The organism is Burkholderia sp. SJZ089, assembly GCF_007828315.1.
In the GTDB taxonomy this organism is placed as follows: domain Bacteria; phylum Pseudomonadota; class Gammaproteobacteria; order Burkholderiales; family Burkholderiaceae; genus Burkholderia; species Burkholderia gladioli.
Map to the genome: position 1 here is coordinate 453324 of NZ_VIUM01000003.1, position 19221 is coordinate 472544.

Genomic DNA, 19221 nt, shown 5'->3' on the forward strand with positions numbered 1-19221 from the left:
CGATGGGTTTCGCCGGCCACCGCCCTGGCAAGCCGGCAAGCTCACCGGGCTAGACGCGAAACGATGCGACCGCACCATGCAACTCGCGTCCCTGGCGTTCCAGGGAACTCGATGCAGCCGCGGCCTGTTCGACGAGCGCCGCGTTCTGCTGTGTCACCTGGTCCATCTGGACGATGGCCTGGTTGACTTGCTCGATGCCGCGGCTTTGCTCGTCCGACGCGGCCGCGATCTCGCTGGTGATGTCGGTGACGCGCGCCACCGCGTGCACGACCTCGGCGATGGTGTCGCCGGCGTCGTTTGCCTGCTGTGCGCCGTCACGGATCTTCTGTACCGACGCGCCGATCAAGTCCTTGATCTCCCTTGCCGCGCTCGATGAACGCTGGGCGAGACCGCGGACCTCGCCCGCCACCACCGCGAAGCCTCGTCCCTGCTCGCCGGCGCGGGCCGCCTCCACTGCCGCGTTCAGTGCCAGGATGTTGGTCTGGAACGCGATGTCTTCGATGATGCCCGTGATGTCGGCGACCTTCGTGGAGCTCTGGCTGATGTCGTTCATCGTTTCAACCACACGGCCGACCACCTCGGTTCCCTTGCGGGCGACATCGGACGCGTTGGCCGCCATGGCGCTGGCTTGCCTGGCGCTCTGCGCGTTCTGCTTCACCGTGGCGGTGAGTTCTTCCATGCTCGAGGCGGTTTGCTGCAGGGAGGACGCCTGCTGTTCCGTCCTCGAGGACAGATCCTGGTTTCCGGAGGCGATCTCGCTCGTCCCGGTGGCGATGAATCCCGCCGAGACCTTGACTTGCCCGATCAAGCTCACGAGGTTCGACTGCATGGCGCTCATCGCGGCGAATACGCTTCCGGCCGGGGCTTGCGCGGCGCCGGCAACCGGGCTCAGGTCGCCGCCCGCGATCCGCCGGGACACCTCCCTCAAGGCGGCGGGTTCGGCGCCGAGGGCGCGCAGGAGGCCGCGCGTGATCAGCAGCCCCGACACCGTCGCCGTCGCGACGGCGAGCAGGCAGATGACGACCAGCAAGGCACGCTGCCGCGCGAATCGATCCTCCGACTCCCGCACCATGTCGTCGGCACGCGCGCGATTGGCGCGTGCATAGTCGTTCGACGCCTTGATCAGGGCCGCAAGCAGCGGCCTGCACTGGCTGACGATCTCGGCGCCGGCGGCGTCGTTGCGATGGTCGATGGCCAGCCTGGTGATTTCCAGGGCGACCGGGCGATAGCGTGTTTCGATTCGTCCTATTTCGGCCGCCAGACTCCGCTCCTCGTCGGAAGCATCCTGGGCGGCGGCCACCATGGCATTGAAACGGGCGAGAGTCGTCTCGACGCGGCGCTCGGCATCGAACACGGCATTCCGTTCGAGTTCGATATCGGCCGGGGACGAGACCAGCACCAGGTTGCGTACCGCCATGGCCCGGTCGTCGACCGCCGCCCGTATCGCCTGTGCCATCGCCGCGCGCTCCTGGACGCCCGAGACAAAGCTCGAGAAACGGGTGTTCGCGTTGTCCAGGGCATGGATCGAAATGGCCGATGCAATCAGCACGATCGCCGTGAGCGCACCGAAGGTCGCGGAAAACCTGGTACGCATGGTCAGGCCGTCAAAACTCATATCTAGCTCCGTCGTTGAATCGCGATCCGGTCCTTCGGCCTGGCTCTTGCCGCAAGGTTTCGGATGGCTGACCCGGGTTCGGAACGACACGTCTCTCGGAAGGCGGAAATATGTCGTATTCCTAATCAGATGATTGATGGCGATGAATTGTTTTCGCTGTCTCGGTCGATACTTCTTCCGGGGTGCCTCGGCGGCTGGTGCCCTAAGGCAATCGAGGTGCCGCTTCGATTCGCTTGCCGAGCCAGTCCTCGTGGGGAGCACGCTCGCGCAGTGCTCCACGCGGCTGGGCGGGCTGCATTCCGCTTTCGATGGAGGGGGCGTGCGGGTCCGCTTCCGCGTCGCCGAGATCCCCGTCGATCAGCTTGTGAGTCAGCGCATAACGCGTCAGGTCGGTGTTGGATTTCATTGCCATCTTCTCGAGCAATCTCGATCGGTGGCTGCTGACGGTCTTCACGGAAAGGCATAGCTCGCGGGCGACATCGGTGACGCGTCGGCCCTGCGCGAGTCGCAACATGACCTGCAGTTCCCGATTGGACAGGCTCGCGTGTTTCCGGGGTTGTCCCGAGACGAGGTGCTCCGACAGCAGGGCGGCGATGTCGTTGCCCAGGTAGCGTTGCCCTCGGCATGTCGTCTCGATGGCCGAGCGCAGTTCGCCGATGTCGGCCGTGTGTCGGAGAAAGCTTGTCGCCCCCGCCCGCAAGCCACGGACCACGTCGTCCGCATCGACGCTCGCGGCCAGGACCAGCAACGGCACTCGCGGAGAGTATTTCCTGATTTCACCGATGCGCTCGAGCCCAGCCCCGAATTTGCCGTTCGCGATCTGAACGATCAATCGCGTGGCGGCCAAGTCGAAGTCCCGGAACCTGAAGCCTGGGGCCACTTCACCGGCGGTGGGGGCCTGCATGCCGCCGGTCAGCAGCGCACGGATGCCGAAGCGGACGATTGGATCGCCGTCGACGACGATGAACTCGAATGAACTCATGAATTCCCATCCACAAGATCGCGGTGGTGAGCGAGGCAAGTTGGCAACTGGCACCTTCCGTTCAGACTATTTTCCACATTCATTCGCATCACTAACTCATGCATCGCGACCAGCCGCCTCAGAGGTGACGTCACGAGCGAGCACCAAGCGCACCAAACGACCAAACGCAGTACGATAGCGAGCCGCTGTCGCAGCCGAGCGCTCGCCTGCACCGCGCGAGGCCGGCAGGGCGGATCCCGTCTATCTCGGCGCGCCTGCGCTCGGCGGGTACCGGTGCTGTTTCGTCGGTGAGGGCTCGTGTGCAGCCGTTGCGGTGACGATATCCCAATACCGAATTGGGAAGTATCAATTTTTCCACTTTCAAGTTGGCAAACGTTTTCTTTTCGCCCAATTTCTACCGGGCGTTGCTAAATTTTGACGGAAGAGGCTACTATCCTTTCAAATTTACCAATTCCGAGGTCGTGCATGAGCATGTCAGACGAGGATCGTGTCCTGACGTCGAGGGATGTGGCCGATCGGCTCGGGGTGTCCATCAAGACCGCGCAGAGCTGGATCGAAGCCAACGTACCGCAGTCGTGGAAAACACCCGGAGGGCATCGCCGTGCCCATGAACGCGATGTGCTTGCCGCGCAGGCGCGCGAGGCCGGGCCGCTGGGCCTCGCGCTCGCTCCTGTGCCCGTCGCCTTCCTGACCACCGAGCCGACCTGGCATGGCTTTCGCGAACGACTGGCCGGGCTGGGCGCCAGGCTCGAGCATGTGGCCGATGCCCTCACCGCCCTGTCCACCTTCGGCCGCATCCAGCCGGCCGTGGTGGTGATCGAGATATCGGCGACGGACTGGGATCGCACCCTGGTGGTCAATCACATCCTGTCGGACCCGCACCTGGCCCACGTCGCGGTGATCGCCTTGTGCGAGGAGCGCGGCCGCGGCCATCTGGCGGCGCCGGCTTCGGCACGTCTGACCGTGCTTGCGCGCGAGGACGAGATGGCCGCCGTCCAGGCCATCCGCGCCGCGTTGGCGCCTTTCCTCGACGGTGCGCCCGGCGACGCCGAGGCGGAGCCAGCCTTGCCCTACCCGGTGGCGCGCAACGAGGCCAGGCGCCTGCTTGCCCTGCAACGCTCAGGCTTGGTGGACAGTCCCTACGAAGCCATATTCGACGATACGGCGAGATTGGCGGCTCGCGTGTTTTCGGCGCCCATCGCGCTGGTCAGTCTCGTGACCAAGGATCGTCAATGGTTCAAGTCGCACCATGGGCTCGATGTGCGGGAGACGCCGCGGGTCTGGGCATTTTGCAACTACACCATTCTCGGCGAGCCCTTCGTGGTGAAGGACTCCTTGCAGGATTCACGCTTCAAGGACAACCCGCTGGTCACGGGGGCGCCGCAGATCAGGTTTTACGCAGGCGCGCCCCTGCGCGACAACGACGGCTACGCACTGGGATCGCTATGCGTCATCGACCGTGTTCCCCGCCAGGCCGGCGACACCGAGATGGGCTCGCTCCGGCTGCTGGCGGACCTGATCTCGGCTCGTGTCAATCTGGCGACCCAGACCCGCCGGGCTCACTGGCGCGCGGCCGACGCTTGAGGCCAACGGGCGCGGCGCCCGCTCACCCGATCAGCTTCAAGCCCGCCGGCAGCGCCTCGCCGAACACGCGCCCGGTATCGGCGCTATCCAGCGTCACCACGTCCCGCACCATCGCCACCCAGCTCGGCGAGGCATGCGCGGCCTCCAGCCGGCGCAGCACCGTCTCGCGCACGGCATCGGGCAGGTCGCGCGAGCGATCGCCCGTCATGCGCGCGATCTGCGCGGCCGCGAACATGGCCGGCTCCACCTTCTTCCAGTCGAGCGCGAGGATCGCCTCCAGCCAGCGCGTGGCGACTTCGGCCGGCACCACCTCGTGCGCGCTGCCGTGGAACGGCAGCCGCGCGCCGAGCCGGCCGATCGCCCACCAGTCCTGGCGATTGCCCGGCGCGCGCTCCAGCTTCGCCAGCAGCGCCTCGGCGATGGCGATCTTGCGCTCGGCGGGAATCTGCTCGAGCGAGGCATACAGGCGCGTCATGTCGGCCTGGCCGAGCTTCGAGGGATCGAAGGGCAGGCCGTGATGCTTCTGCGAGGCGGCCTGCTCCAGCCAGCTCAGCGCCTCCAGCACCTGCTGCTGCGCCTCGGCCGGCAGGCCGCCCGCCGCGCGGCGCCACAGCGTCCACCATTCCGACCAGACCTGCGCGTCGTTGAGGTGCTGGATGCCGTCGTCGAACAGCGTCCAGAGCTGCTCGACGCGCCAGCCGTCGAGCGGATGACCGAAGCCGGGGCGGATGCACCAGCCGGCCAGGTTGAGCCAGAGCCGTTCGTGGTCGGCCGAGCGGCGGCGCTTGCCGGCGCGTTCCCACAGCGCGCCGAACAGCTCGCGCAGCAGGGCCAGGTCCCAGTCCTGGCGAGGCCCGAGCGTCTGCTCCAGTTGCGCGCGCAGGCGCTTCACGGCCTTCGGGTCGACGCGCGCGGACGGCGCGCCGAACACCGCCTCGATCGACTCGATCGCCTCGTCCAGGCGCGGATGACGCGTCTCGTCGAGCGCCTCGCCGCCGTCCTCGCGCGCGTCCTGCCTGAGCTTGAATTCGAGCTGCCAGCGCTGCGTCTCGTCGTCGGTGGCCACGCAGTGCATCTCCAGCGTGCCGAGCTCGGTCAGCGCCGTCGTCAGGCGCACCTTGCGCTCGCGCTGGCGTTCGCCGCCCTGCCGGCGCACCACGGTCGCCACCGGCGGCAGCCAGACGAAATCGGCGCCCGACAGCTCGGCGATCTCGCCGGGCCGCCAGGGCGTCTCGGCCACCGTCGAGACCAGGTGGAACTGCACGGGATGGCCGAGCCGCAGCGCGAAGGTGCGATCGTCGAGCCGCACGTCCTGCGCCTCGGGCGTGCCGCGCGGCAGCACGCAGACGCCGCGCGGCGCGGGGGCGGCAGCGGTGGCAGCGGTGGCAGCGGCCGCCGAGTTGTCTGCCTCGTCGGCTTGGGCCGTCTGGCCGCCCTTGCCGGCGCCGCGCGTGTCGCCGTTCTCGTCGAGCACCAGGAAGTAGCTGCGCGGCGCGCCACCGCCGATCCTCGGCGCGCGGCCCGCGCGCGCCAGCCCATAGGCCACCGCGCCGCGCGCCACGGCGATATCGGGCTGGTCGTTGTTGAGCAGCTTGAGCGGCGCGCCGCGCCAGGTGCCGAGCGTGTCGGCGAGCCGCTTGGCAAGCGCCTGGGCGCGGAACACGCCGCCGTTGAGCAGCAGCGTGTCGGGCATCGCGAGCGGCGCGGCCGGCGCATTGCTTGCGGGCGCGACGGTTTCGTCCGAGGACGCGGCGAAGCGCGCCAGGAAGGCCGCCACGTGGCGCGTGACGGCCGGATCGGCCGCGTAGGGCAGGCCGAACTCGACGATCGCCGCGCGCGAGCGGCGCGGCAGCTCGTCGGCGCGGCCGGCCGGGAAGAAGCCGTCCACCACGATCCGCTCGACCTCCTCGCGGCCGAGCTGGATGCTGCGCGCCCCGCCGATCAGCTTCGAGCCGGCGCCGAGCAGGGTGATCGGCACCGAATCGGGCGCGGCCTCGCCGAGCAGTTGCTCCTTGGCGACGCGGCAGCGCTCGACCAGTTGCGACAGGCTCGCCGCCGACAGGCGCGCGCCGCCGCCGCCGTCCTTGCCCGCAAGCCGGCTCTCGGCCAGGTGCGCGAGCGCGAGATCCATGTTGTCGCCGCCGAGCATCAGGTGATTGCCGACGCCGATCCGGGTCAGGCGCGGGGCACCTGCCTCGTCGGTCTCGACGCGGATCAGGGTGAGATCGGTGGTGCCGCCACCGACGTCGCAGACCAGCGCCAGCCGCGAGCCGGCCAGCTCGGCGTCGAGCCCGTCGCGATGCTGGTAGAGCCAGTCGTAGAAGGCCGCCTGCGGCTCCTCCAGCAGGCGCGGCGCGGGCAGCCCGGCGGCGCGCGCGGCCTCCAGCGTGAGTGCGCGCGCGCCGTCGTCGAACGAGGCGGGCACGGTCAGCACCAGGTCCTGTTGTTCCAGCGGCGCTTCGGGGAAGCGATGGTTCCAGGCGGCGCGCACATGCGCGAGATAGGAGGCGCTGGCGGCCACCGGCGAGACCTTCTCCACCTCGTCGGGCGTGCCCCAGGGGAGGATCGGCGCGAGCCGGTCGACCGAGGCGTTCGACAGCCAGCTCTTGGCGCTGCTGACCAGGCGCCCCGGCACCTGCGCGCCGAGCTGGCGAGCCAGGCGGCCGATTACGGGGGACGGCGCGGGGGACGGCGCGGCAGGTGGCGCGCTGCCGCCGGCGGCCTGCCCGGCGGCGCGATCCGTTGCGCGATTCGCCGATTCCCCGGCGGGCCAGGGCAGCGCCAGCGCCTCGGCGGCCAGCTCGCCCGGCGCCGGGTGATAGCGCGAGGACGGCAGCAGCGGCGCCGCGCCGATCTCGCCGGGCCCCACCAACTGCTCGATCTCGAACACGCGGATCGCCGCCTCGTTCGCGCCACCCGCCTCGACATAGGCCACCACCGTGTTGCTGGTGCCGAGGTCGATCCCGACGTGGTATCGCGCCATCAGGCGTCCACGCCGCCGCGCACGTCGAATTCCACCTTCCAGCGCGCCTCGCTGCCGCGCGGCAGGGCCTCGAGTTCGAGCGTGCCGGCCTCGGTCACGCGCGCATGCAGGCGCACGGCCACCACCTCGCCCGGCGTGCGGCCGTCGGCGGGCAGGGTGGCCTGGATCGCCTCCAGCTCCTGCAGTTCCTCCGGCGACCAGTAGTCGAGCATGTCGCCCACCTGGTCCTGGCGCCGCACCGAGGAGCCGAAGAAGCGGAACTGCACCGGCTCGCCCACCACCAGCCCGAATTCCTGCTCGGGCAGGGCCGCGTCGCTGCCTTCCTCCATGCCGAAGGGCGCCACGCAGAGCGCGGAGATCGGCGGCTCCATGCCGGGGATCGCCGGCATCGCCGATTCGATCGCCACGTAGTAGGCGCGCGCCGTGCCGCCGCGGATCCGCACGCCACGGCCGCGCTTGACGTAGCCGTAGTAGGCCGCGCCGCGCGCCACCGCGAGGTCGAGATCGGCGCCGCCGAGCAGGCGCGCGGGCGCGGCGCCGTCGGCGGCCAGCCAGCCGTTCAGGATCGCGAGGATGCGCTCGGTCAGCAGCTCGGACTTGAACACGCCGCCGTTGAACAGCACGGCGCTCGGGTGCAGGAAGCTCGCGCCGGGGTGGTGCGCGGCGGCCGGCAGCCCGTCGAGTTCGGCCAGCGCGCCCACCTGCTTGCCGAGGAAGGCGGCCAGGTGGCGCGTGATGCCGGCGTCCTGCGCATAGGGCAGGCCCAGCTGCGTGAGGCCGGCGCGCGTGCGCACGGCCGGGCGCGCGCTCGCCTCGACCTGCGGGAAGAAGCCTTCGAGCAGGATCTGCGTGAGTTCGGCGCGCGTCAGCTCGGTGCGGATCGAGCCGCCGATCAGCTTGGCGCCGCGGCTGGGCACCACCAGCGGCACGGTCTCGACGCTGCGATCGGACAGCAGCGTCTCCTTGGCGCCGCGGCAGGCGTAGGTCAGCGCGCGCAACTGCCACGGATCGGCCTGGGTGCCCTGCGCGGCCAGCTTGCGGGCCACCACGTGGGCCAAGGCCAGGTCCATGTTGTCGCCGCCGAGCAGGATGTGCTCGCCCACCGCCACGCGATGCAGCTCGAGATTGCCTTCGCGCTCCACCACCGCGATCAGCGAGAGATCGGTGGTGCCGCCGCCGACGTCCACCACCAGGATGATGTCGCCGACCTTGACGTCCTTGCGCCAGCCGCCGCCGCTCTTCTGGATCCAGCTGTAGAGGGCGGCCTGCGGCTCTTCCAGCAGGGTCATGCGGGTGTAGCCGGCGGCCTGCGCGGCTTCGGCCGTCAGCTCGCGCGCGGCCGGGTCGAACGAGGCGGGGATCGTCACCGTCACGTCCTGCGCGGCGAAGGGCGCATCGGGATGCGCGTGGTCCCAGGCCTCGCGCAGGTGGTTCAGGTAGCGCACCGAGGCTTCCAGCGGCGAGACGCGCGCCACCTCGGGCGGCGCGTCGTTGGGCAGGATCGCCGCGCGGCGGTCCACGCCGGGGTGGCACAGCCAGCTCTTCGCGCTCGACACCAGGCGGATCGGCGTGCCGGCGCCGCGGCTGCGCGCCATCTCGCCGACCGCGTAGTCGCGGCTCGCGGTCCAGGGCAGGCTCAGGTCGCCCGCGGCCAGTTCGCCTTCGTGCGGCAGGTAGAGGAAGGAGGGCAGCAGCTCGGGCGAGGCCACCGCGCCCGGCGAGCTGAGCTGCGCGATCGGCAGCACCTGCTGCGCGGCCGCGTCGCCGTCGCTGGCGGCCAGGTCCACGTAGGACAGCGCGCAGTGGGTGGTGCCGAGGTCGATGCCGATCGAATAACGTGCCTCGCTCACAGCTCCACCTCCGCCGGTGCGATCACCGTGAGGTCGTGCGTGGCCACCAGCTTCGGCAGCTTCACCTCGTCGGCGCGCCAGCCGCGATGGCTCAGCGTGCCGGTGAAGGGCGCGGCGCCCACCACGTTGCCGGTCACGCGGTTGGCGGTGGCGTCGAAGCCGGCGGGCAGCGTCACGCGCGCGCCCTCGGCCTCGCCGCGCACCGGGCGGATCGTGAAGTGCTCGCGCAGCGTGGCGCGGCAGCCTTCGTGGACCAGCCGCGCGGCCGCGCCGATCTCGGCGTCGGCATAGGCGGCGATGTCTTCCTCGACGAAATCGACGAAGCGCGCGTTCTTCTGCAGCAGGCCGAGCAATTGCAGTGCCGCGTCGGGGCTCGCGGCGGCGATCACGGGCGCCGGTGCCGGCTGCGCCGCGACGGGGGCCGGGGCTTGCGGCTTGGCCGGGGCCGGTTGCGGCGCGGCAGGGGCCACGGGCGCTGCCGCGGGCGTGACGCCATTGCGCAGGTCGCGCACCTCGGCGGCCAGCTTGCCGTTGCCGAGGATGGCGAAGAACGAGCCGATAGCCACCGACAGGCGGCCCAGCAAGGACAGATTCGATTCAGGCATGTCAAACAACTCCGGTGGGCTCGCGGCGAGGCGCGAGCTGCCCTGCCGGCACGGCGGCGCGCGCTCGGGGCGCGCCGGCTCAGGGGCGCGGCAGGAAAGGAAGGAGCCCGGCACGGGCTCGAAAAACCCGTATTTTGCCTTGTTGTGGTCCGGCCCCGCTCAAAAATGCTCGGCGCGTCGCCGTCGCGCCGTCACGGTGGAACCGGCACAATGTCGGTCCGCCCGGTCGCCGGGCCACTGGGAGAACGACGCATGAAACTCGCCCTGATCGGCGCTTCCGGCCTGCTGGGCCGCGCGGTGGCCGCCGCGCTGGTGCCGCGCCGCGACTGGCAGCTGCTGGCCACCGTGCGCGACCCCGGCAGCGCCCACGCGCTGGCCGCCGCGCGCATCGCCGGCCTCGACCCCGCCGCGCTGACGCCGCTCGACGTGCTCGATGCCGGCGCGCTCGATCGCTTCTTCGCCACGCAGCGCCCCGACGCGGTGATCGTCTGCGCGGCCGAGCGGCGCCCCGACGTCTGCGAGCGCGACCCCGCCGCGGCGCGCGCGCTCAACGTCGACGCGCCGGCCGCGATCGCCGCGCGGGCCGAGGCAATCGGCGCCTGGACGCTGGCCATGTCGACCGACTACGTGTTCGACGGCAGCGCGCCGCCCTATCGCGAAACCGATGTGCCGTCACCGCTCAACGCCTATGGCCGCGGCAAGGCCGACGGCGAGGCCGCGCTGCTGGCCGCGTCCTCGCGCGCCTGCGCGCTGCGCCTGCCGCTGCTCTACGGGCCGGTGATCGACTGGGCCGATTCGGCCGTCACCAGCCTGGTGCCGGCCATCGTCGCCTCGTCGCGCGACGGCGCCGCGCCCGTCGAGATGGATGCCTGGGCCACCCGCTATCCCACCTGGACGCCCGACGTCGCCGAGGTGATCGTGCAGCTCGCCGAGCGCCATGCGGCGGGCGCCGCCGTGACGGGCCTCTGCCAATGGTCCGGCGACGAGCCGATGAACAAGCACGAGATCGCCACGCGCATCGCCGCCGCGCTCGGCATCGTGCCGCGCCTGATCGCCGTGGCCGAGCCGAAGGACGCCACGCCGCGCCCGCGCGACTGCCATCTCGACTCGTCGCGGCTGGAAGCGCTCGGCATCGGCCGGCGCACGCGTTTCGACGAGGCGATCCGCGCCGTGCTGCGCGACGGCCCCGCCCGCTGACGCCCCCGCGCCCCGGAGAACGCATGAAATCCGTCTATCGCGGCATGACGCGCGCCCAGCTCGACGCGGCCTACGACAACCCCGGCGCCGTCGACGACTTCCCCGCCGTCTATGCCGCCATGCGCGCGCGCAGCGCGGCGCTCTACGCGCGGCTGGCCGGACAGGGCGCCAGCGAGCGCGACCTGCATTACGGCCCCGCGCCGCGGCAGCGCTACGACTATCTCGCCTGCGGCCACCAGGGCGCGCCGCTGTTCGTGTTCATCCACGGCGGCTACTGGCAGAAATGCGACAAGGAGGATTTCGCCTATGTCGCGGCCGGCCCGCTCGCGCATGGCTTCGACGTGGTGCTGGCCGAGTACACGCTCGCGCCCGAGGCAGGCATGGCGCGCATCGTCGGCGAGATCGGCGCGCTGCTCGACCACCTCGCCGCCGAGCCGGCCACGCGCGAGCGCGCGCTGTGCCTGAGCGGGCATTCGGCCGGCGGCCACCTGACGGCGGTGCATCGCGCGCATCCCTCGGTGCAGCATGCGATGCCGGTCAGCGCGCTGGTCGAGCTCGAGCCGATCCGCCTCGGCCGTCTCAACGAGCGGCTGCAGCTCAGCGAGGCCGAGGTCGACAGCTACAGCCCGTTGCGCCGCATCGGCGCGGGCGCGCCGCTGACGGTGGCGGTCGGCGCGGCCGAGCTGCCCGAGCTGGTCCGGCATTCGCGCGAGTATGCCGAGGCCTGCCGCGCGGCGGGCCAGCCGGTGGCCTACCTGCCGGTGGCGGGGGCCACGCACTTCTCGGTGCTCGACGATCTGGCCGAGCCCGGCGGTGCGCAGATGACGGCCTTGATGGCGCGTTTCGACAGCGTGTAGCGCGAAGGATGCGCGGGTTCAGCCGCCCCGGTTGGCGGCAATACCTGCCCGCGGCCCGCTCATGCGCCCGAGCTTCGCATTCCGGACAAGGGATTCCGATCCGATACGCGCACCAGCCGGCGTGCGTGGACAATCAGCGAGCCGCATGGCGCCGCCGCCGTGCATCGTCTCGTCCTGCCCCGTTCGTCCGCTTTCGATCCATGCCCAAGCCTCTTGCCGGTCCCGCCCCGCCGCCCAGCTTCGCCAATCCCTTTTCCGCCGAGCACGAGACGCTGCCGGCGCCGGGCCCGTCCGCCGGCCAGCCGACGCGCCAGGGCAGCCTCGGCGACGGCACGCTGAGCGCGCGGCGACGCGCCTCCGCGCAGGGCGCGGGCGGCAAGCGCGACTCGACCGGCTCGCTGCGGCGCGCGTCGCAGCCGCAGCTGGCCGCGCTGTCCGAGCCGATGAAGAAGCAGATCGAGCAGAGTGCCCGAATCGCGAGCGAGCAGCCGCTCACGCCGCTCGAGGCGGAGATCGCCGCCAGCTACGTGCGCCCCGAGCACCTGAAGGCGCTCGGCGTGGCGACGCGCCTGACCGGCACCGCCGTCAGCTTTCGGCCGGCCGGCGCCGAGACCCTGAGGCGGCTCGGGCAGGGCGCGCTGCCCAAGCCGCACGACCTGCTGCACAAGTCGATCAAGCCCGGCACCTTCGCGGCCATCGGGGGCGAGGACGTGGAGGCGCGCATGAGCGTGATGCGCGAGCACGACCTGGACGGTTTCGTCGGGCACTACACGAACGGCCGTCTCGACGGCGTCTACGTCGATCGCAACCATCCCGGCATGGCCGAGCTGCCGCTGGTGGCCGACGAGCAGGGCAAGCACCACTACCTGCCGATCCATGCCGACAAGCCGGGCCCCGACCTGGTGGCCCTGCACCAGGTGCCCGATTACGTGAAGGGCATGTATACCGGCGACTACGACACGCTGCACACCATCAACCTGGCCGGCAATCGCGGGCCGCAGGCGCAGGGCGAGGAGCTGCGCACGGTGGCCGCGCTCAATTGCGCGGTCGGCGCCGTCGACCAGGGCCGGCCGTTCGGCGACGCGCGGCAGGCGGTGGTCCAGCACGGCTCGCAGTACAACTACGTCGCGCATATGCGCAACCACGAGCCGGACAAGCCGATCGACCCGCGCGTGGCGGCCGCGTCGCTGCCGGTGGCGGCCTGCGTGCGCGGCGAGTGGCGCCTGATCCGCACGCCGGCCGAGCTGAACGCCTTCAACAAGGACATGGGTTACGCGGCCAAGCCGGGCTGGGAGGGCGAGGAAGGCACGCGACGCCCGTCGATACCCGGCTCGGGCAGCGGCCCGTCCACGCCGATGGGTTCGCGGCGCGCCTCGGCGGTCGAGGGCCACGGCCTGCGGCCCGAGCAGATGGTGGGGCAGCTCGGCGGGCGGCGGCACTCGCAGCCCCATGTGGCGCCCTTGCCGCCGCTGCCTGCGCCGCCGGGACGGCGCGGCGCGATCGGCGGCGGCGCCGCCTTGCCCGGCCTGGCGCCGGGCGGAACCCGGCCGGCGCCGGTAGCGCACGAGGTGCCCGGCACCGATCTGCCGGTCGAGGTGCCGCCTCCGTCCTTCGGTAACTGGGGCGGTTTCTCGCCGGGCTCGGGCGCGCCGCCCGCGCCGGCCCGGCGGCCCTCGATGCAGCGCGTGGAGGAAGAGGGCCCGCGTGGCGAGGCGCCCCGGCCGCTCGATGCCGACTCGCTGCATCCGCTGCCGGCGATGCCGCCGCGGCATTCGCCGGTGCCCGAGGGCGACGACGCGCCCTGAGTCGCGGCGGCGGCCTCGCAGCGGGCGCATGAGACGGCGGGAATAAATCGCGGGCCTCGGGTGTTGTGATCGACGAGCGGCCGTCTTCCGCCTGCCAGCCGCGCCCGGCTGTCCATGGTCCGCCCCTGCACTCGCGAGGAAACCCGCATGTCCGCCGTTCCCAGCCTGACCTTGTCCGTCCACGACGCCACCGGCTCGCGCCGCATCGTGGTGGACGGCGCCGGCGCCACCCTCGGCCGCGGCACCGACTGCAGCGTGGTGCTGGCCGATACGCGACGTGCCATCTCGCGCCTGCAGGCGCGCATCGACTGGCGCGACGGCCATTACCTGCTGACCGATTCGGGCAGCAACCCGACCCTCGTGAACGGCCGGATCCCGGGTGTCTCGCGCGAGGTGGTACTGCATGACGGCGATACGCTGACGATCGACGTGTACCGGATCGTGATCGAGATCGAGGGCGCGAGCCACGGCGAGGACGCGACGGTGTTCGCGGCGCTGGCGGGACGCGAAGAGGAGGAGGTCGACGCGCCGACCATGGTGCGCGTGCCGGAGCGCGAGGCGGCCGATCTCGTCGATGCGGTGACGCAGTTGCGCGCGGCGGATCAGGCGCAGGCGGCGCCGGGCGAAAGCGGCGCGCTGGATGCAGTCGACGAGTTGCCGGATACGCCGACCATGGTGCGGCTCCCGGTGATCGCGACCCCGCAAGCCCCGCAAGCCCCGCAAGTCCCGCAAGCGGCTCCGACCCAGCAACAAGCGTCTTCGATCACGCAGGTGGCCCCATCCATGCAGGCGGGGCCGCTCGAATCAGTCGAGGCCGCCACCACCCGTCACGCTGAACCCATCGACCCCACCGCGCACGACACACTGCTCGTCGCGCTCTGCGACGGCCTCGGCATCGACGCGGCATCGCTGGCGGGCCGGAACGCGACCGACGTCGCGCGCCTGGCCGGCGCCTTGCTGCGCGATGCGGTGGGCGGCGCGATGGCGGCGCTGCGCACGGGCCACATGCCCGGCGCGGCGGCAGGGCCGGAACTCGACGGTGCCGATCCGCTGCGAGACCGCGGCGATGTCGAAACCGCCTTGCGCCTGCTGCTGTCGGCCTCCACCGCGAGCGCCTCGCGCGATCGGCTGCGCGACGCCTTCGGCGAGTTGCGCGATCGCCAGCTCGCGTTGCGCGGCGGCTTGCGCGAGGTCCTCGCCGGACTCGATCCCGCGCGCCTGGACCCGGAAACGGCGGGATGGCGCGACTGGCTGCCCGGCAGCGCGGCACGCCTGCGCGCGCAATATGCGCGCGACTGGACGCGCGTTTCGCAACAGGCCGCGGCCACGCTCGACTCGCCGCTCGCCGCCCCGAGCCAGCAAGCGCCGAACTGATCGACGCATCGAGCGGCAGGACGCGCGGCGAACCGGCCAGGTACCCGCCCGACGCATCGACCAGCCCACCGAACCACCACGCCGCGCCGCCACTTCCCCCAGCTACGAACCCTCGTCGAGCCCGCGCAGGAACGCGGCCTTGTCCACCGAATCCGGCAGGGCCTCCAGCAGCCGCGCCTGGAAGGTGGCGAGATCGGCATCGACCGCCGCGCGGCGCGCCACGATCCGCGCGATCGGCCCGATATGGGTGGCGAGCCGCTGCACCGCCGTCTCGACCAGCGCCGTATCCACGGCCGGCGCCTGGCCGGCCCCGCTGCCCGCCTGCGTCGCCCCCGGCATCGCCATCACGCGCGTGACGGCCGTGCCCGAAGCCGCGTGACGCTGCAGCAGCGTATCGAAGTCGTGGCGCGCGGCCTCGTCGGGCAGGTGGCGCGCCAGCTCGGCGGCCAGCATGCGCGGATCGGTGGCCTGCGCCGCCGCGCGCCGCACCAGCCGCGAGGCCACCGGTCCGACATGGGTGACCAGCCGCTGCTCCAACTGCGCGAGGAACTCCGGCGACCAGTCGACCGGCAGCGTGCGCGCCTCGGCGGCCGGCGGCGGCGGGGCCAGCGCCGCCTGCGCGAGCGGCGCGAGCACGATGGTCTGGTCCGGGTCGAGCCTGGCCGCGAGCGTCTCCAGCAGGGCCAGCACTTCGCCGCGCCAGTGCTGCGCCGAGGCGTGGCGCTGCGCCGGATCCTTGGCCAGCGCCTGCAGCACCATCGCGTCGAGCTCGGGCGGCAGCTCCGGCGCGAGGCTGGAGGGCGGCGCGGGCGTCTCGTCGAGCACCTGCCGCATCACCGCCGCCGACGAGCCCGCGAACGGGCAGCGGCCGGTCAGCATCTCGTAGAGCACCACGCCGGCCGAGAACAGGTCGCTGCGCGCGTCGATCGGCGCGCCCGAGACCTGCTCCGGCGACATGTAGCTGGGCGTGCCGATCAGCATGCCGACCTGGGTGAGCCGCCCGGTATCGAGCTGGGCGATGCCGAAATCGGTGATCTTGCACTCGCCGCGCGGCGCGATCAGCAGGTTGGCCGGCTTGATGTCGCGATGGATCACGCCGAGCTCGTGCGCGTAGGCGAGCGCGTCCAGCAGCTGCGCGAACCACACCAGCACGTTGCGCGCCGGCATGCGCGTGCCCTGGCGCGCGTGCGCGGCGAGTCGCGCGGCCAGGGTCTCGCCGCGCACGTATTCGAAGGCGATATAGGCCGTGCCGTCGGCCTCGCCGTAGTCGAACACGCCGACGATATTCGGATGCACCAGCCGCCCGGCGGCGCGCGCCTCGTTGATGAAGCGCGCCGGCAGCGCGGCCTCGGCGGCGATGCCGGGCTCGCCGCCCGCCTCGGCCGCGTGCAGCAGCTCGCCGCGGATGGTCTTGAGCGCCACCGGCCGCTGGATATGCGGATCGGTGGCGAGATAGACCACGCCCATCGCGCCGCGGCCCAGCACGTTGTCGATGCGGTAGCGGCCGATGCTGGCCGGCAGCGGTTCCGGCAAGCGCGTCATGGCCGCGACCCGTTCGGCGCGGTGCTCGCCGCGCCGGTCTCGTCGAGGATCTCGAAGGCCGTCACCAGGCTGGTGCGCATGCGCCCGAAGGACACCGCCAGCGAGGCGATCTCGTCGCCGCCGCGGGTCGGCAGCTCGACGTCGTCGAGCTTGCCGAGGCTGACCGCGTCGGCCGCGCGCGACAGCGTCTGCAGGCGCCGCGTGACCAGGAAGTGCACCAGCACGTTGAGCACCACCAGCACCACCACGAACACCACCGTCAGCGCCTCCATGAAGCTGCGCCACAGCGCGCGCCCGCGCGCGATCGATTCCGACATCGGTACCGACACGAACTCCGCGCCGATCACCTGGTTCATCTGCCAGCCGAAGCCGTTGGCCGGGCCGTACTTGTCGAGCATGGTGCGCGGCGCGGCCGCGGGCGTGCTGTGGCACTGCATGCAGGTCGCGTCGGTGATGCGGGTCGGCCGCGCCAGGAACAGCAGCTGCTCGCCGCCCGGCGTGCGCCGCTGGCCCGTCACCTCCTTCAGCGCGGGCTTGTCGTGCAGGTGCGCGATCACCTCGGACTCCCAATCGGTCGCGCGGTCGCGCGGATTGGTCGGGTTCAGCATGGTCGAGCGATAGGAGAAGTTCGGGAAGCTGCCCTGCAAGGTGTTCAGCATCTCGATGGCCGAGAAGGCCGGCACCGATTCGGGCACGAAGGAATACTGGATCTGCGTCGACAGCAGCGGCGTGATGTGCTTGGCGGTGTAGTCCTGCATCGCCTCGGCCGCGCTCATCAGCACGTCGGCGTCGTGGCGCGTCTCGGCGAGCGCCTGCTGTTGCAGCACGCGGTCGGCGACGATGCCGGCCGCGGTCAGTCCGATCGCGAAGATCGCGACGAACACGAGATTGAACTTGATGGCGAGCGACAGCTTCATGGGCGGACGTGGATCGAGGGATAGGCCGAGGGCGGGTCGGGAACGGGATTGCGCGCCGCGACGGCGGGCCGTCGCGGCGGCGGCGGGAATACCAGGTCGTGCCAATCGGGCAGTTCGCGGATGTGCTGCTTCACGTCGCGGCGGAAGGCTGGATCGGCCAGCCGCGCGCGGAAGCGCTCGGCGAAGCGCGTATCGGGCGCATTGCGGGCCGGCAGGGCGCTGACCAGCCAGTCGGCCAGCTCGGCGTAGGCGGCGGGATGCGCGGCGTTGGCGGGCGCGGCATGTGACGCGGGCGGCGCGGGCGGCACCGCCGCCGGCGGCAGCGCGCGCAGCGCGTCGCGAAACGCCACCGGCATCGCGCCGACGAAGGCGGGCGCGGGGCTCGGCACGCTGGTGATGGCCGCCGCCGCGCGGGCATGCACGGCGAACTGATGCGTGGCCAGCTTCGCCTGGGCGGGCTTGCCGCGCGCGGCGGCGCCCAGCGCGAGCAGCCGCGCCGAGCCGCTTTCCACGAATACCGCATCGGCATCGTCGGCGCCGGGATAGCCGGCCGGCGCGGCCGCGATCACCAGCGCCGCATGGTCCAACGCCGTGAAGCGCGTGCCTTCGGTGTCGACCACCGGCGCCGCGCAATCGGCCGCCGCGCAGCCGTCGGCGAGCTTGAGCCAGCCGCGCAGCAGCGACAGGTGCGCGTCCCGGGCGAACAGCACGCGCGTATCGGGGCCGAGCGCGACCACCCGGCCGCTCTCGTCCTGCAACTGCGCGCCGCCCTGGGCGGGCGTCTCGACCATGTCGTTCACCGCCAGTCGCTGGCCCGGCTGCGCCTGATACAGCCCTGTCTGGTGTATCACCGTGACGGGCGCCGCCGCGCGCACCAGCGTCCAGGCCTGCGCCGCCGAGGCGAAGGCCAGCAGGCCGAGCGGCGCGAGGCGGGCAAGCCGATGGAAAAAAACTGGATAACGTGTCATCGAGAGCGCCGCGACGCGTCGTGCGCGCCGCTTGAATGAAACCGGATATCTGCTGAACGGCCGGCCCCCGCCATTTATTCCGATTTGTCTTCACGAAGCCGGATCGGCGTGTCGCGCGCATGACGCCATGCACGAATTCCGTGCGCGAAGACCGCCGCGCGGCGAATTCGTAACAAAACGTTTTCCTGCGGTATGCGCAAGGAATATTCGCGAAGCCTCATGCGTTAAGGCCAGCAACGACACCGACGGACGTGTCGCGGCAGCGGCGGGCAGCACACGCCGCGCTTCGCGAAAAACACGGCCCGCATGGAATAGATCGCGACGGCGCGCTGTTCTGTAGTCGTGGACGACGGCAGCCAGCGGCATCCCCGGCACCCGTCGGATTCCTGAACCCTTACGCACCTCAGAGGAACCAGCGCATGGCAACGAGGCAGAGCAGTCAGAAATTCATTGCGCGCAATCGGGCGCCGCGCGTCCAGATCGAGTACGACGTCGAGTTGTACGGCGCGCAGAAGAAAGTGCAGATCCCGTTCGTGATGGGCGTGATGTCGGACCTGTCCGGCGCCAATGCCGGCGAGCTGCCGCCGATCGAGGAGCGCAAGGCGCTCGAGATCGACGTCGACAACTTCGACAGCCGCATGCAGTCGATGAAGCCGCGCGTCAACTTCACGGTGCCGAACACGCTGACCGGCGAAGGCAACCTCGAGGTCGACATCAGCTTCGAGAGCATGGACGACTTCTCGCCGGCCGCGGTGGCGCGCAAGGTGGATTCGCTCGCCAGGCTGCTCGAGGCGCGCACCCAGCTGGCCAATCTCGGCACCTATCTCGACGGCAAGGTCGGCGCGGAGAAGCTGATCGCGCAGGCGCTGAAGGACCCGGCGCTGCTGCAGTCGCTGAGCTCGGCGCCCAAGGCCGCCGACACCGAACCCGGACAGGAGTGAT

General features: G+C 71.4%; 14 protein-coding genes. 6 read left to right on the forward strand and 8 right to left on the reverse strand.

Annotation, left to right across the window (positions count from 1 at the left end; translation table 11 throughout):
• Positions 1-49 precede the first annotated feature (49 nt).
• Together FB600_RS07900 and FB600_RS07905 are read right to left on the reverse strand one after the other, a co-directional pair.
• Positions 50-1615, reverse strand: coding sequence for a methyl-accepting chemotaxis protein (locus FB600_RS07900; protein ID WP_145756486.1), 1566 nt, complete (start codon positions 1613-1615; stop codon positions 50-52).
• 202 nt (positions 1616-1817) lie between these two features.
• A complete protein-coding gene (locus tag FB600_RS07905; RefSeq protein ID WP_096752398.1) occupies positions 1818-2597 on the reverse strand; it encodes a response regulator transcription factor in 780 nt (259 codons plus the stop codon).
• 465 nt (positions 2598-3062) lie between these two features.
• Here FB600_RS07905 and FB600_RS07910 point away from each other — a divergent pair, with 465 nt between their 5' ends.
• Complete coding sequence (locus FB600_RS07910; protein ID WP_098182469.1) at positions 3063-4181, forward strand: GAF domain-containing protein; 1119 nt, start codon at positions 3063-3065, stop codon at positions 4179-4181.
• A gap of 22 nt (positions 4182-4203) precedes the next feature.
• On the opposite strand, the gene FB600_RS07915 is transcribed toward FB600_RS07910, so the two are convergent.
• The 3 genes from FB600_RS07915 to FB600_RS07925 are packed head-to-tail and all read right to left on the reverse strand — an operon-like array spanning position 4204 to position 9619.
• Positions 4204-7164: an Hsp70 family protein gene (locus FB600_RS07915; protein WP_145756487.1), complete on the reverse strand. Its 2961-nt coding sequence runs from the start codon at positions 7162-7164 to the stop codon at positions 4204-4206.
• Entirely contained in the window at positions 7164-9014 is a 1851-nt protein-coding gene (locus FB600_RS07920; RefSeq protein ID WP_096752401.1) for an Hsp70 family protein, read from the reverse strand. The genes FB600_RS07915 and FB600_RS07920 overlap by 1 nt, the downstream gene beginning before the upstream one ends.
• A complete protein-coding gene (locus FB600_RS07925; RefSeq protein ID WP_042284737.1) occupies positions 9011-9619 on the reverse strand; it encodes a DUF2760 domain-containing protein in 609 nt (202 codons plus the stop codon). The genes FB600_RS07920 and FB600_RS07925 overlap by 4 nt, the downstream gene beginning before the upstream one ends.
• A 252-nt stretch (positions 9620-9871) precedes the next feature.
• Here FB600_RS07925 and FB600_RS07930 point away from each other — a divergent pair, with 252 nt between their 5' ends.
• From FB600_RS07930 to tagH, 4 genes are all read left to right on the forward strand, one after another.
• Positions 9872-10816, forward strand: a complete 945-nt coding sequence (locus FB600_RS07930; protein WP_098151589.1) for a dTDP-4-dehydrorhamnose reductase family protein — start codon at positions 9872-9874, stop codon at positions 10814-10816.
• A gap of 23 nt (positions 10817-10839) precedes the next feature.
• Positions 10840-11673 carry an alpha/beta hydrolase gene (locus FB600_RS07935; RefSeq protein ID WP_096752404.1) on the forward strand — a complete coding sequence of 278 codons (834 nt, stop codon included), beginning with the start codon at positions 10840-10842 and terminating at the stop codon, positions 11671-11673.
• A 200-nt stretch (positions 11674-11873) separates the two neighbouring features.
• Positions 11874-13478 carry a hypothetical protein gene (locus FB600_RS07940; RefSeq protein ID WP_145756488.1) on the forward strand — a complete coding sequence of 535 codons (1605 nt, stop codon included), beginning with the start codon at positions 11874-11876 and terminating at the stop codon, positions 13476-13478.
• Between the two features lie 147 nt (positions 13479-13625).
• Positions 13626-14852 carry a type VI secretion system-associated FHA domain protein TagH gene (tagH, locus tag FB600_RS07945; protein WP_186467851.1) on the forward strand — a complete coding sequence of 409 codons (1227 nt, stop codon included), beginning with the start codon at positions 13626-13628 and terminating at the stop codon, positions 14850-14852.
• A 102-nt stretch (positions 14853-14954) separates the two neighbouring features.
• Here tagH and FB600_RS07950 read toward each other — a convergent pair whose 3' ends face one another.
• From FB600_RS07950 to FB600_RS07960, 3 genes are read right to left on the reverse strand one after another with little or no spacing between them, the layout of a single operon-like run.
• Positions 14955-16394 carry a serine/threonine-protein kinase gene (locus FB600_RS07950; protein ID WP_098151592.1) on the reverse strand — a complete coding sequence of 480 codons (1440 nt, stop codon included), beginning with the start codon at positions 16392-16394 and terminating at the stop codon, positions 14955-14957.
• Entirely contained in the window at positions 16391-17311 is a 921-nt protein-coding gene (locus FB600_RS07955) for a DUF3365 domain-containing protein (protein WP_096752408.1), read from the reverse strand. The genes FB600_RS07950 and FB600_RS07955 overlap by 4 nt, the downstream gene beginning before the upstream one ends.
• Positions 17308-18279 (reverse strand): hypothetical protein, encoded by a 972-nt coding sequence (locus FB600_RS07960; protein ID WP_145756490.1) that lies wholly within the window; start codon positions 18277-18279, stop codon positions 17308-17310. The genes FB600_RS07955 and FB600_RS07960 overlap by 4 nt, the downstream gene beginning before the upstream one ends.
• Positions 18280-18698: 419 nt before the next feature.
• Between FB600_RS07960 and tssB the strand changes: the two genes are divergently transcribed.
• Positions 18699-19220, forward strand: a complete 522-nt coding sequence (gene tssB, locus FB600_RS07965; protein WP_013689196.1) for a type VI secretion system contractile sheath small subunit — start codon at positions 18699-18701, stop codon at positions 19218-19220.
• Position 19221 lies beyond the last annotated feature (1 nt).

Coding starts and splice junctions, on each gene's coding strand:
- FB600_RS07900 (WP_145756486.1), bottom strand. CDS start 1,615: ATGAGTTTTGACGGCCTGACCATGCGTACCAGGTTTTCCGCGACCTTC.
- FB600_RS07905 (WP_096752398.1), bottom strand. CDS start 2,597: ATGAGTTCATTCGAGTTCATCGTCGTCGACGGCGATCCAATCGTCCGC.
- FB600_RS07910 (WP_098182469.1), top strand. CDS start 3,063: ATGAGCATGTCAGACGAGGATCGTGTCCTGACGTCGAGGGATGTGGCC.
- FB600_RS07915 (WP_145756487.1), bottom strand. CDS start 7,164: ATGGCGCGATACCACGTCGGGATCGACCTCGGCACCAGCAACACGGTG.
- FB600_RS07925 (WP_042284737.1), bottom strand. CDS start 9,619: ATGCCTGAATCGAATCTGTCCTTGCTGGGCCGCCTGTCGGTGGCTATC.
- FB600_RS07930 (WP_098151589.1), top strand. CDS start 9,872: ATGAAACTCGCCCTGATCGGCGCTTCCGGCCTGCTGGGCCGCGCGGTG.
- FB600_RS07935 (WP_096752404.1), top strand. CDS start 10,840: ATGAAATCCGTCTATCGCGGCATGACGCGCGCCCAGCTCGACGCGGCC.
- FB600_RS07940 (WP_145756488.1), top strand. CDS start 11,874: ATGCCCAAGCCTCTTGCCGGTCCCGCCCCGCCGCCCAGCTTCGCCAAT.
- tagH (WP_186467851.1), top strand. CDS start 13,626: ATGTCCGCCGTTCCCAGCCTGACCTTGTCCGTCCACGACGCCACCGGC.
- FB600_RS07950 (WP_098151592.1), bottom strand. CDS start 16,394: ATGACGCGCTTGCCGGAACCGCTGCCGGCCAGCATCGGCCGCTACCGC.
- FB600_RS07955 (WP_096752408.1), bottom strand. CDS start 17,311: ATGAAGCTGTCGCTCGCCATCAAGTTCAATCTCGTGTTCGTCGCGATC.
- FB600_RS07960 (WP_145756490.1), bottom strand. CDS start 18,279: ATGACACGTTATCCAGTTTTTTTCCATCGGCTTGCCCGCCTCGCGCCG.
- tssB (WP_013689196.1), top strand. CDS start 18,699: ATGGCAACGAGGCAGAGCAGTCAGAAATTCATTGCGCGCAATCGGGCG.